General features: G+C 37.5%; 13 protein-coding genes. 7 read left to right on the top strand and 6 right to left on the bottom strand.

Going from position 1 to position 12,199, the window contains the following annotated elements; translation table 11 throughout:
- Positions 1-78: 78 nt before the first annotated feature.
- Together QNI22_RS29655 and QNI22_RS29650 are read right to left on the bottom strand one after the other, a co-directional pair.
- The gene (locus tag QNI22_RS29655) at positions 79-474 is read right to left on the bottom strand and encodes a hypothetical protein (protein ID WP_314516587.1); all 396 of its coding nucleotides are present in this window, start codon (positions 472-474) and stop codon (positions 79-81) included.
- 21 nt (positions 475-495) lie between these two features.
- Positions 496-648, bottom strand: coding sequence for a hypothetical protein (locus tag QNI22_RS29650; RefSeq protein ID WP_314516585.1), 153 nt, complete (start codon positions 646-648; stop codon positions 496-498).
- Positions 649-882: 234 nt separating this feature from the next.
- Between QNI22_RS29650 and QNI22_RS29645 the strand changes: the two genes are divergently transcribed.
- Positions 883-1,689: an alpha/beta hydrolase gene (locus QNI22_RS29645; protein ID WP_314516583.1), complete on the top strand. Its 807-nt coding sequence runs from the start codon at positions 883-885 to the stop codon at positions 1,687-1,689.
- 456 nt (positions 1,690-2,145) lie between these two features.
- Here the strand turns inward: QNI22_RS29645 and QNI22_RS29640 are convergent, their stop codons facing one another.
- Entirely contained in the window at positions 2,146-3,084 is a 939-nt protein-coding gene (locus tag QNI22_RS29640) for an arginase family protein (RefSeq protein WP_314516580.1), read from the bottom strand.
- Between the two features lie 850 nt (positions 3,085-3,934).
- On the opposite strand from QNI22_RS29640, the gene QNI22_RS29635 reads away from it, so the two are divergent.
- From QNI22_RS29635 to QNI22_RS29620, 4 genes are all read left to right on the top strand, one after another.
- Positions 3,935-4,555, top strand: coding sequence for a DUF2490 domain-containing protein (locus QNI22_RS29635; protein ID WP_314516578.1), 621 nt, complete (start codon positions 3,935-3,937; stop codon positions 4,553-4,555).
- A gap of 37 nt (positions 4,556-4,592) precedes the next feature.
- On the top strand, positions 4,593-6,281 hold the full coding sequence (locus tag QNI22_RS29630; RefSeq protein WP_314516576.1) for a GAF domain-containing protein: 1,689 nt from the start codon (positions 4,593-4,595) through the stop codon (positions 6,279-6,281).
- 229 nt (positions 6,282-6,510) lie between these two features.
- Positions 6,511-6,807, top strand: coding sequence for a hypothetical protein (locus QNI22_RS29625; RefSeq protein WP_314516574.1), 297 nt, complete (start codon positions 6,511-6,513; stop codon positions 6,805-6,807).
- 352 nt (positions 6,808-7,159) lie between these two features.
- Positions 7,160-7,351, top strand: coding sequence for a cold-shock protein (locus QNI22_RS29620; protein ID WP_313987357.1), 192 nt, complete (start codon positions 7,160-7,162; stop codon positions 7,349-7,351).
- A gap of 99 nt (positions 7,352-7,450) precedes the next feature.
- Here QNI22_RS29620 and QNI22_RS29615 read toward each other — a convergent pair whose 3' ends face one another.
- The 3 genes from QNI22_RS29615 to QNI22_RS29605 all read right to left on the bottom strand — a co-directional run bounded on the left by QNI22_RS29615 (position 7,451) and on the right by QNI22_RS29605 (position 9,483).
- The gene (locus QNI22_RS29615) at positions 7,451-7,855 is read right to left on the bottom strand and encodes a DUF983 domain-containing protein (RefSeq protein ID WP_314516572.1); all 405 of its coding nucleotides are present in this window, start codon (positions 7,853-7,855) and stop codon (positions 7,451-7,453) included.
- A 138-nt stretch (positions 7,856-7,993) separates the two neighbouring features.
- Positions 7,994-9,058 (bottom strand): serine hydrolase domain-containing protein, encoded by a 1,065-nt coding sequence (locus QNI22_RS29610; protein WP_314516570.1) that lies wholly within the window; start codon positions 9,056-9,058, stop codon positions 7,994-7,996.
- 47 nt (positions 9,059-9,105) lie between these two features.
- Positions 9,106-9,483, bottom strand: coding sequence for a hypothetical protein (locus tag QNI22_RS29605; RefSeq protein ID WP_314516569.1), 378 nt, complete (start codon positions 9,481-9,483; stop codon positions 9,106-9,108).
- A 733-nt stretch (positions 9,484-10,216) separates the two neighbouring features.
- On the opposite strand from QNI22_RS29605, the gene QNI22_RS29600 reads away from it, so the two are divergent.
- Together QNI22_RS29600 and QNI22_RS29595 are read left to right on the top strand one after the other, a co-directional pair.
- On the top strand, positions 10,217-10,903 hold the full coding sequence (locus QNI22_RS29600) for an RNA polymerase sigma factor (protein ID WP_314516567.1): 687 nt from the start codon (positions 10,217-10,219) through the stop codon (positions 10,901-10,903).
- A gap of 275 nt (positions 10,904-11,178) precedes the next feature.
- Entirely contained in the window at positions 11,179-12,180 is a 1,002-nt protein-coding gene (locus QNI22_RS29595) for a FecR family protein (RefSeq protein ID WP_314516566.1), read from the top strand.
- Positions 12,181-12,199: the final 19 nt, after the last annotated feature.

Genomic DNA, 12,199 nt, shown 5'->3' with positions numbered 1-12,199 from the left:
TTATTCATTAAATAGTCTATAAACGAAAAAGCAGTACATCGATGTACTGCTTTTTCATTTTGTGAAAGATTATCAGACCTAGTTCCAACGATCTCTATATGAGTCATATTGTTTTCTGGTCAATATACTTCTCAGACCTTTTTCCCAGTCGTTCTGAATGCGCTGCATTTCTTTTCTATACTTATATTCTGGTATCCCTCTCATTCGATCCCGTCTTTCCAGATCTTGTTTCTCACGTTCAGTACGCAGTGCCAGTGCCTCTACTTTTCTTTGTTGACTACCACTTAAACGAAATCTCCGATCCAGTTCTTCGCTTTTTCGATGAGCTATCTCTTCTGGTGAAGCACGATAGGGCCTTGAGTTTCGCTCGTGCATGTAAGCAGTATTGCGATTATAGTCTCTGTCTGTACGTTGAGCAAAAACGTTGCTTGTCAGAATAAAACCTAAGGCTGCAAGGAATGCTAACTTTTTCATAGTTGTAATGAAATAAAGGGTTTATGATTTGTTTTTAATCTGCTCTTTTAGAGCTTCTTGCTGACTATATGGCAAAGCCAGTGCCAGTATAATTGGCAAATCTACTGGTTTAGACTGTATGGGATTTTCTACCGACTGATAGCTTATTTGTATCGATACATAGTCTGGAAGCATGAGATTATCAAGATGGAGATATATGGCACAAATCCATTTGAAACTTAAAGTCTTTGCTCTGCTATTGTATAGGGGGAGATAGTTTCTTTGCGCTATAACTGTGAAACTCATCTATATACTTGGAATCCTTATTTGTAACCTGTATCTTTTCATTACCAATTAGTTAGCCCACTTTTTCTATAAAGATGGGCTACCAATACATCTCAATTAGTCTTTCACTCTAACATTCCTCGTATGAAAAAGACTATTATCTTTATGCATGGCATGTTCCAGAATCCTAAAAGCTGGGAAAAATGGATAGCCTACTTCACCGAACGCGATTTTAATTGTATTGCACCTGCCTGGCCTGACCATGCGGGTGAGCCTTACCAGTTGCGAGACAATCCGCCTGCCAGCCTTGGAGATCTGATGCTCGAAGAGGTAATTACTTCTTTGGAAGGGCCTATACGGGCCGCTGGAGGAAGCAGTCTGGATGTCAATGAGAAACCTATTCTTATTGGACACTCAGTAGGTGGTTTGCTTACGCAAATCTTTGTCAACAACAACCTGGCCTCTTTGGGTATTCCGATTTGTTCGGTAGCTCCCAACATGATGATGACCTTTGACTGGCCTTTCTTTAAGAATGTCGCCTCTATAACCAATCTCTTTAAGGGAGATCAGATATTCAGACAAACTCCGGAAAGCTTCCATCATACTTTTTGTAATACGCTTAATGCTGCTGACGCTCAGCAAGCCTACCTGCAGACTGCTACTCATGATAGCCGGAATGTACTCAGAGGCTGTCTGGGGTCGTCGGGTCATGTCGATCTGGATATGCCACATGTACCGCTCTTATTTATCGGAGCTAAAGAGGATCATATTATTCCTCCTGACCTGGTAGAGAAAAACTGCAAGGCCTATACCGATTCTGATAGCCAGACTTCCTGTCATATCTTTTCCAATCGTTCGCATTTTATTTGTGGAGAGCCAGGATGGGAAGAAGTGGCCTCATTTGCTTATGAATGGATAGAAACCCAACTGGCACAGGTAGCAGTTGTCTGAGCAAGTCTATACTTGCTGAGCTGAGGTTTTAGACAAACAATGAAAGGAGTTGGTTGCCACTAGTGCTGACTCCTTTATTTTTTTACTATATTGTTATACTACCTATCAAAGAAAAGTGCCTATAGACCCAATAAAATCAAACTTATAGGTACGGAGTAAAGGAACAATGTTACCAGATATACGCATTTGGGTAAGCTGGGTAGAATTGGGTAAGATGTGGGTAGGATGTAATGAATTGATAATCAGGCTGGGTAAGATGGGTAGGATTTTTGGCCGGTAACTCTTCCGGAATAAGTGGGAATGATGGGTAAGTATATACTATATATAGTATTTTTTATAGTATTCTCTATATACATATATAAGGGAATCTTACCCAGCTTACCCAGCCCTGAGTATCAGTAGGTTAAACTTACCCAAAATCCTACCCACATCTTACCCAATCTTACCCACTTTCCATTATTTCTTATCAGCGCTTTTACGCACATTCTTACTGACAGCAGGCCAATACTCTATATCTATCCTGGAAAGATGTTTTAGAATGTGTAGCAAGCTCCCTGTATGTAGCGAAAGAACTGAGTTGTAATCATCTTCTCTATACCCTCCAAACAAAGCCAGTGAAACAGGGATTGGACGTCCTAATGAAGATTCAATCTGCTGGACTGTTCTGGCAAATATATGAGCACATTCCATCCACTCTTCTGTGTTTAGTTGATGCCCAATATCATCTTCTTCATGGCTGTCGGCTCCATGACAAAATACAAGATAGTGTAGCTGTCCAGTTAGAAATCGTTCCTGTAGCAGGAGCATTCGTATTTGCAGATCCTGTAAATACTCGTTATGTTCAGTCAGGATGTTGATGTTGCATCCAACTGGGATAGCCTTATTCAGATTTGGTGCAAAATAACGACTGTCTTCTATGCTATTTCCAAAATGGCCATCCAGATCAATAAATGCTCCAATTAATCCTAACTCTTCATAAATTTTTAGAGCAGCAATGACCTGTCCTGAAAAGGCACAGAACAGCGCTCCATGTTCAGGCACTGCATGATGAAAGCCTGATGTGGGACTTAAATAAATCCGGGAGGGATTTTTAATTGATCCTAAAATAGCATGATACATGCTGGCATTGGTATAACGTGTACTGTCAGCATATGCCGGACTCCAATCAATGCCAAGTAGGCCCTGGCCATTACTATGTGGCAATCGTCCCTGAAAAAATCCATCTACATACTCCTGTGTATGAGCTACATAAAAATCCTGATTGGTAAATGGAGGAAATGTGTGATCTATCTCAAAATAATCCATCAGTTGCATCTGATCCAGATACTCTAGTAGCAGACGAGGTTTCAAAGGACTGCTAGACTCGCTACCTTCTCCTAAACTAGCAGGACACATTTTCTGATGATATAGCACACATATCCTGTCGCTCTTCATAAATAGTTTTACGTCTTTTCTGATTAAGAGTCATTTATTCTTTTATCCTACTATAGCATTTCCTCAAAGGTAACCATATGTCGTTTCATGCTATGATCCTGAAAGATAATTCAGTAGAGGCTTGTTAAGTTATCTTCTGGCAAGTAGGCTGAGGGTTTTAATTCTTTTCCATTCTTTATCAGGTAGTTAGATGTGTGCCGATTTATTTTGAAAAACAGCAACTATAGGCAGAAACAATCAGTTGTAGTTAGAATCCTTACATACTAAGACTATTCTTAGAAAGAAATGTTTATTGGCAAATACAGTGTTTCTCTCTCATGATAAATTGAGACTAAAGCTTTATTTAGAGGTTTTTAAGTCTGTTAGAGAATATAATTTAAAGTTTTAGTGGATTTATGACAAGATACGTATGGTAATAAAAAAAATAAAAAGTAAGGGGTATACTAAGTAGTTCAAACAGGTACAATAGTAAATCAGAGCAAAAATGACATGGGTATTTAATTGATTCTTAACTTTTTGCAGGTCGTTATGCCTCTCTGCATCTTTGTATCCGGAATAAATAGATAAAGCCAGGTATACCAAATAAAATGGAGCACAGAGAATGAGAGCGTGGAATAGGGCAATAACAGGTCACCTACAAGGGCAGGCGACAACAAGTATAAGCGCAAAACAAAGGAGTATTAACATATTTCAGAATATGTTTAGTAGAGGGCGCTTTGTGAGATCTTTGATTTTGTATGTGATAACTGCCGGGTTATGGCTGACTTGTATATCTGTATCTTATGGGCAGAAGGTGGTTTCCTTGCAGAAGATGTATTGGTTTCGTTATTATAATCAACTTACTATCAGTGAAAAGTTTATCTGGCACAATGAAATCGAAAACCGGAGAAGATTTGATGTTGGTACTGAAAACCAATTGATTGGCCACTCGCATCTCCACTATAATGCAGGTTCCTGGGAACCTGCTGTGGGAGTAACTCTTTCCCGTCAGCAATCCTACAATACTTCAACAGGAGTAACTTCCCGATTAGCTGAAGTTCGTCCGTTTCAGGAAATAGCACATAAACTAAAGCTATCCAAAAAGGCTTCTTTACAAAATAAGCTTCGTGTAGATGAACGCTTTTTACATAGGACTGTTTCAGGCGAAGCTACCGCCGAAGATTCATTTGTGTTACGTCTGCGCTATCGTATCCAGCTAAACTATCAGATCAGTACCAAAGGATCTTTAAAAGTAAGTGATGAGTTATTTGTGAATACAAACAATGGTGTATGGTATGATCAGAACCGATTCTATATTGGATACGAACATGCCTTATCCAAAACGTTTGGACTTGAAGCCGGCTACATGCATAACTACTGGCAACGGAAAGAAAGTTCCTATCTTGACAGACATATTGTTCGCATCACATTATCACATCGCATTCGGTTATAGAGAGTAGTATATTGTAGGAAATAAATGGAAGTATAGTATGAGTATTTTTAAGCTAAGCCAGCATATCCGAGATTTTTCGTTGAAAAAGATTATTCCCAAGATTGGTGTAATGATCGTATTGTTTCTAACTATCCTGACAGGATATACAATTGGTATCTATATTCAGAATAAGAAATCACTGGAAGTCGTGAATCGTATAGAAGATGTACGCATTCCAGTTCGGGCCATCGTCAATGAAATATTGATAGGGACAAGTAAGCTCGCTGCCAATCAAAGAGGGTATTTTATGTCTGGTGACATCAAATATAAAGGAGAGCGTCTTGAAATATGGGAGAAAGAGGTAGCGTTTCAGGTAAAGCGTCTGCTGGAATTTCAAAAAGATCTTTCAGCAGCAGATCAGGAAAATGTAAATGTAGTAATTGTAAAGCTTAACCAGTATAAGGTAGTCCAAGATGAACTGGAACAGTTCTATGATGAAAATATTGCTCCTATACAAAATCGTATTCAGCTAGCACAGGTTTCAGATACAGCTTCTAAAGATGCGCTTCTGGCAGATCTGCTTCAAAAAGCAAAATTAGATCACGAATTACATGAACTGATTTATAATAAATCACGTAAGCTTCGCCAGGACTATCAAAAGATCCTGCAAACAATCAAAGATACACAGGAAAAGGATCTGCATGTAGAGACAGAGCAAATTAATACTGAAATTATGGTTACCAATAGTGTCATGATTAGTGCTTTGATTATTGCTACTATTGTATGGGCAGGATTGGGATATCTGGTTTCAAGATCTTTGAAGAAATCTATTCAGAAGCCTGTAGATATGCTTACTAAATTGCAGGCAGGAGAATTGCCAGATGATGTACAACCGTCCGAAGATGAGTTAAATGCGATTATTGCAGCTGGCAATAAGGTGATACACAACATGAAAAGTGCCAGTTTGTTTGCTAAAAATATTGGAGAAGGAAACTTTGACCATACTTTTCATGTATCAGGTGAGAATGATGTGCTGGGTAATTCACTGATTCAGATGAGAGACAAGTTACAACAGGTGACACTGGAAGATAAGAAGAGAAACTGGATCACACATGGATTAGCAGAACTGGGAGATATTTTGCGTAAAACAGAACATATGTCTGGTGACTTTTATGCCACTATCATCAGCTTTATTGTCAAATATGTGAATGCAAATCAGGGAGGATTGTTTGTTACTCAGAATAACCAGCTGGAGTTGATGGCTTGTTATGCATTCAATCGCCGAAAATACCTTACTAAGACTGTTCAGCCAGGTGAAGGCTTGGTGGGACAAGCTTATCTGGAAAAAGAATTTATCTTCCTGAAGGAGGTACCTGTGGAATATCTTCGGGTTACTTCTGGTCTTGGTGATGCTCCCCCTCGTTGTATTCTAATTTGTCCATTAGTGTTGAAAGATCAGGTATATGGTATTCTGGAATTGGCTTCGTTTACTGTATTGGGAGAGCATCAGATCGAACTGGTAAAGAAATTGTGTGAACAGTTAGCCTCTGTAGTATCTGCCGAACAAATTAATCAGCAAACTGCCCGATTGTTACTGGCTTCACAACAACAGGCGGAAGAGTTGCGTGCCCAGGAAGAAGAAATGCGTCAGAACATGGAAGAACTAGCCGCTACACAGGAAGAAATGTTCCGTAAAGAGCAAGAATATCTAAATCGTATTCGTGAATTGGAAGAGAAGACAGTGTAATAACTAAAATACCGATAAAGAAATGCCAGTAGGTGTACTATTCACTTACCTGGCATTTTTTGTAATAGAAATCTGCTTATTTTATAGAACTTGATTCGGGTATTTGTATGGATAAAATCTATTTACTAACTAGCTACCTAAGTAACCTTACCCATAGAAATTCGTAGAAGATGCAGTACAATAGCTGCAGCAAGTAGAGTGGCAACCACAAAACATATAACAAAGCTGTATGATCAAGATAAATGTAAAGTATAACGGAAAGAATTATTCTGGTGAACAAACTGGTAAACAGATTGTGCTGGATGCTAAAAAAATAATTGTAGACAAGGTAAAGAAACATGCAGAAGATACATTGCTGGAAGTGACTACACCCTTAAATCCTATGATTGCCCGAGAAAATGGCTCGTTTGAAATATTACTGGAAGATCGTGGTGGTGAGATAGGAGTGGCATTCGAATCGCATGGATTCTCTCCTGAGCTGACACAACAAATAGCAGAGGCTCTGAATAGAAAAATAAAGCAATAAGTGAATACTAAATTAGACTTTTGTTCCTGAGTCTACAAAAAAGGTAAAAGTGGCAGAAATGAAGTATATCCAAAGCTTTACTTAGTTTGATTTTTTTTATATCTGTACAAAATCGACATTTAAATACAAAGTGTGATGAAAGGCAGAGGGATGTCTTCTAAATGTGCTGAAACTCAGATTTAATTTTGTAAAACTAAGATGGTGTGTAACGGTTCTCTAGAAAAAAAATGTCTGTCTGGATTGATTTTTTTTAATGTAGTAGCCTGATTATTAAATATTTATTGATTAAAAATTTTTCTCTTTACATATTACTTATATCTTTGTGGCATAACTTAAAAAACACACATAGTAAATGCAATCAGGTACAGTAAAATTCTTTAATGAAACGAAAGGATTCGGCTTCATTAAATCAGATAGTTCTAATGAAGATATCTTCGTCCACGTTTCAGGCTTAATTGACAAAATTAAAGAAAACGATCAGGTGACTTTTGAAGTAGAACAAGGCAGAAAAGGCCTTAATGCGGTAAAAGTTCAATTAGCGTAATTTTTAGACTAGATATATCTTTTTAGATTATATACTATCCAAAAGAAAAGCTCTCAACTGAGAGCTTTTCTTTTTTGTATTTATACACTAACTGTAATTCTATTTGGATAAGGTAGGCATTGAATGTTGTGATGTTTGAGGCTCATAATGAAATCCTGAAAAGAAGTGAAGCCACAACACACGCGAAAAACGGAAAGAAAAAGGTGTAGCCATTATCAATGCCGGAATAATTACTGCAAAGAACAACCATAATGGAGGTTCGCTGACAAACAGTAATATCGCCCAGAATAAAGTGATAATCAGTGCAATGCTAAGCCCATAACTGACAAACATAGCTCCCCAAAATGTACCTGGCTCTTTCTCATAACGCAAGTTACATACAGGACAGTTTTCATGTGTAGCAGAGAAACGAGATATATCTTTAGGTGAATATACGAAAATATTGCCTTCACGACAGCGAGGACACTTTTCATGAAGAATGGCAGATAATTGTGAGTGTGACATAAAATTTAGAATAAATTATAGTCTACTTTATGAAGTTACACCATCCAAAAGAAAGTAACTTTCCCGTCAGATGATGTAACAAAGGTAGTATATACAATTACAAAGCAATGGTACTAAATCCGGCTTTTGTGGTATGTTTTATTCAACTGACTGAGCTACTATGTCCCGAATCATAGTACGTAACTGTATACTTGTTGCATTGCTGATTTTATGTTCTGTTCGGGTAAAAATGATACCTGCCAGTTTATGTTTGGGGTCTTGCCAGGGATGTGTGCCAAATAATCCCGGACTACTCGTTTCCTGAATGGTGCCTGATACGTCAACTATATCCAGCCAGTTGCCGATACCATATCTCACTGAAGCAGATGGTTGACCAGACGTTGGATTTGTCGGATAGGGAGTATTTTCGATGGCAGCACCATTCGTCTGATCCTTTTGCATCTCTGTAATGGCGCTTTCACTCAAGACACGTTTATTTCTGAATACACCTTTATTTACGATCATCTCCAAAAAATTGAGATAGTCACGAGCTGAAGTACGTACGCCTCCTGCTATCAGTGGATTCTTGGGGCTTGCTATGAGATATTGTGCCTGCATCGAACAGGGTATGGCAATTTTTTCGTTAAAGAGTGTTTGCCATGACTTTCCTGTTACAATTTCAGCTATGCGACCTGCAACATGCATACTGGCACTTCCGTAATTAAAGGTTGTGCCAGGAGAATGTATCAAAGCTGTATGTATTGCCAACGAATCAACTGCCTGTGCCAGTGTCAGATCGGTACGATACTCGTATTTCTCTGGTGAGTCACCTGGAAAACCGGATGTATGAGAAAACAATTGTCGTATGGTAATATTACCCTTACGGTTTTGAGTAAATAGTGGCAAGAACTTGCCTACAGTATCAGTAAGAGATAGTTTTCCCTCGTCAACCAAAGTCAGTATCACTGCACCGGAAAGCCACTTTGACGCAGAGGCAATTACTCGCTTATCGTTCATAGTCAGATTGATTTCTTTTTTGTAGATAAGCTGACCATTTTGAGATACCAGAACCACCAAGCTATTCTTATAAACTGATAGATTGTTTGTAATAAACTCATCAACAGTCGAGAAATTATATGGTTTGCTGATTGGAGAAATTGCATCTGTGCAACAGGTGAACAGAACTATAATGCACACATAAGTAAGTATATTCTTTGTTTTCATAGTTGTTAGATTGCAAAGTGTTGCACTGAATGTAAGTGTAATCAGTATTATTGTTGACGTCTGTTCTCTTTGAATTCTTCTTTCATCTCTTTCTGAAATGCTTCATAGGTCTTATATTGTTCTTTACTAAGCACAGCTTTCATCTGTCCATCCCGTGTAGACTTTATATCTTTATATTTACGGTATTTTGAGAGTTTGGAATCACTGGAATTACGTAATGTGGCAAGCTGTTCAAAATAGGTTCTGTTAATGCTTTCTACTTTTACAGATTGATCATCAGATAAGTTAAGCTTCTCTTTATAGGCTTCATAACGAGCCTTTAATTCCTGCTTTTGTTCTTCCGTAAGTTTTGACTGAGCAGACACTTGTCCAACCGATAGCAGAGTCAATAGCGTAAGAGAATAAATAATTAGATACTTTTTCATCATCATGTATGGGATAAATTGCCAATAATAGATTTATGGTAATACCATTTCCTGATTAGATAGATAAGGGTAGTGTTGGTTTAAATTGTGTACTCTCAGACTTCGTAAATTTTTCTTTCGATCTGAGTTGGAGAGCAAGACTATCTTCAGTGTTTAGCCAGCCTACATGTTCTGGAAAGTGATTTTTGCTATAGGTAGATAGATAGTAGAATAGTAAATGATTGATAATCAATATATGTAATGTATGAAAATGTGTGTAACTACATAATTTGCAGGTATAAAGTAGAAATCATGATATTTTATACTTGTCAGATAATCAGTTAGTTATCTGGGTAAAAAGGGTGTAATACCCTAAAATCTCTACAATGAAAAGATTTTGTTACAGAGGGGACATTTTCGCTGTGGAAAATGTTATATGTATGAAAGTCAGCGAATTGTGACTTTACAAGTAGTGTGATTGTAGTACCTTTGTAGTGTAAGTCAAGCAGACATATCCTCAGACATCAGTCTGATTATAGATATAAAAATAAAATTTAGGTTGTAAGTGGTTTGTTACTAAAATTCCCCGGTGGTTTCTGCCGGGGAATTTTTGTTTTTCATCCTCTAAATCTATATGTAGTAGATAAGTATATCTGGAGTATATAAAAAGAAAAACATAATTTATATAAGATAGTGTAGGACTTTTTGTTATTATTACTTTTCCTTATTACTACTAGAAGTCTGACAGAAGCTCTTGAAAAATACTTTATTATATGATGATAAAGAGTATGTAATCCTGCTAAAGCAAGGAAGCCAGCATGCTTTTGATTGTCTTTTTAAAAAGTATGCTAAAAAAGTAATGTCTTTTCTGATAAAATTTCTTCGTTCGGAAGAGGAAGCTAAAGATGCCCTACACGATATATTCCTGAAAATATGGGAGAATAGAGAAAGTCTCAATGAAGACTTATCTTTCAATTCTTATCTGTTTACCATTGCCCGAAATCAGGCTCTGCATATTCTGCGTGATAAAAAGCTACATGAACAAAAACTAGCGCTGGTATTATCAAATAGTGACGAAGCAGATCAATCCACGGAAACATCAGTCGAGTATACCGATCTGTCGAATCATTATACACAACTGGTGGACCAACTGCCCGTTAAAAGAAAATTGATTTATAATCTGAGTAGAAAAGAAGGCATGTCCTATTTTGAAATAGCAGATTATCTGAATATCTCTGTAAAGACAGTAGAAGGGCAAATGAGTGCAGCATTGAAGTTCCTCAAAGAAAATTTACTACGCTTATCCATTTTTTTATACTTCTTTTTTTCATCCTTGTATGAATACTCTTTTCTACAAAAAAAAGAGTTTCCCTCTATCTCTGAAGTAATAATTTGCTCAGATTATTCTTTGGATCAGTTTTCCAGGAAACAAAAAGATTAGATTAGTCAGCCTATTTCCTATCAGCTTCTGGATTGCCATCTTTCACTTTCAAGGGCTTTCTGAGCCAGTTTTCCAGTTATATATACTGTTATAAATATCCTTTCTGAAGTAATCAGTTGTATTTGCCTTTAAGTAGGGGAGTATGCGTTTATTGATAATGTTATAAAAAAAACAAAAAAAATAGTAAAGTGACTAAGGGTAAACAGTAGGGTTATGGATATACCTGTTAACAACTCCAATTTACTGGAGATAACAGTAGTAATAATTTATAACCCATGAACAACAATCAAGATGTAAGCAGAGATTTACTGGAAAGATTTTTACACAGCCAGACCACCGAAACAGAAAATAAATTTATTCTGGATTGGTTTGAAGCAAATGCAGACTCAGAACTTGCCAGAGAGTATATGGAAGCTGTGTGGAATAGCCCAACTTCCTATACCAATGATGCAGTTCTGGCTAATGTACTGGAAAAGCTTCAGCAGAACATGTCTGGATCTTCCCATACTACTGTATCCCTAAAACCTTTTCTATACTTCAAGCAAAATACCTATTGGCGAATTGCAGCTACCATATTGATATTTCTGTTAGGTGGGCTAGCTGCTTACTTTTATTTCAATACTACGGATATACTAATTGTTCGGACTGATTATGGTAAGATCACCCGACTGATATTGCCAGATCAATCTACTGTAGTATTAAATTCCAACTCTACACTTCAATACAAAAAACACTGGAAGCCAGGAGAAGATAGAAAAGTAATTCTGTCTGGCGAAGCCTATTTTGAGGTAACACATCAGCCTGATCATGCCCGCTTTCTGGTACAGACCGAAGATGATTTCGGGATAGAAGTGTTGGGTACCCGGTTTAATGTACGTAAACGCAAAAATGGGACAGAGGTTGTACTGCATTCCGGAAAGGTAAAACTAAACTACCAGGAAGGACATACAGGTCGCCAGTATATTATGAAACCTGGAGAGTCTGCGAGGCAGTTACAAAATACCAGTACACTGGTTGTCAAAAAAGTGGACCCCTCCATTTCTACTATGTGGATGGCGCATAAGCTGGTTTTCCAGGAAACCACCATCGCGGATATTAAATCCTTGCTGGAAGATATGTATGGTATTGATGTCGTGATTAAGGATTCAGGATTACTCAAGAAGAAATGTACCGGATCTGTTCCCAATGAAAATGCTGAAATCTTACTGGAAGGTTTGAAGGTGCTGTTTAATCTGAAGATTGAACGGAAAGACGGAAAAGTATTTATCAGTCAATGATCATTCTATCAAGCTAATA

It is taken from the genome of Xanthocytophaga agilis, from assembly GCF_030068605.1.
Classification (GTDB): domain Bacteria; phylum Bacteroidota; class Bacteroidia; order Cytophagales; family 172606-1; genus Xanthocytophaga; species Xanthocytophaga agilis.
This window is presented reverse-complemented; position numbering and strand designations above follow the sequence as displayed.

Bases quoted from the DNA above. Each gene is read 5' to 3' on its own strand.
- QNI22_RS29605 (WP_314516569.1), bottom strand. From the start codon at position 9,483: ATGAAAAAGTATCTAATTATTTATTCTCTTACGCTATTGACTCTGCTA.
- QNI22_RS29610 (WP_314516570.1), bottom strand. From the start codon at position 9,058: ATGAAAACAAAGAATATACTTACTTATGTGTGCATTATAGTTCTGTTC.
- QNI22_RS29640 (WP_314516580.1), bottom strand. From the start codon at position 3,084: ATGTGTCCTGCTAGTTTAGGAGAAGGTAGCGAGTCTAGCAGTCCTTTG.
- QNI22_RS29595 (WP_314516566.1), top strand. From the start codon at position 11,179: ATGAACAACAATCAAGATGTAAGCAGAGATTTACTGGAAAGATTTTTA.
- QNI22_RS29615 (WP_314516572.1), bottom strand. From the start codon at position 7,855: ATGTCACACTCACAATTATCTGCCATTCTTCATGAAAAGTGTCCTCGC.
- QNI22_RS29650 (WP_314516585.1), bottom strand. From the start codon at position 648: ATGCTTCCAGACTATGTATCGATACAAATAAGCTATCAGTCGGTAGAA.
- QNI22_RS29630 (WP_314516576.1), top strand. From the start codon at position 4,593: ATGAGTATTTTTAAGCTAAGCCAGCATATCCGAGATTTTTCGTTGAAA.
- QNI22_RS29620 (WP_313987357.1), top strand. From the start codon at position 7,160: ATGCAATCAGGTACAGTAAAATTCTTTAATGAAACGAAAGGATTCGGC.
- QNI22_RS29625 (WP_314516574.1), top strand. From the start codon at position 6,511: ATGATCAAGATAAATGTAAAGTATAACGGAAAGAATTATTCTGGTGAA.
- QNI22_RS29655 (WP_314516587.1), bottom strand. From the start codon at position 474: ATGAAAAAGTTAGCATTCCTTGCAGCCTTAGGTTTTATTCTGACAAGC.
- QNI22_RS29645 (WP_314516583.1), top strand. From the start codon at position 883: ATGAAAAAGACTATTATCTTTATGCATGGCATGTTCCAGAATCCTAAA.
- QNI22_RS29635 (WP_314516578.1), top strand. From the start codon at position 3,935: ATGTATTGGTTTCGTTATTATAATCAACTTACTATCAGTGAAAAGTTT.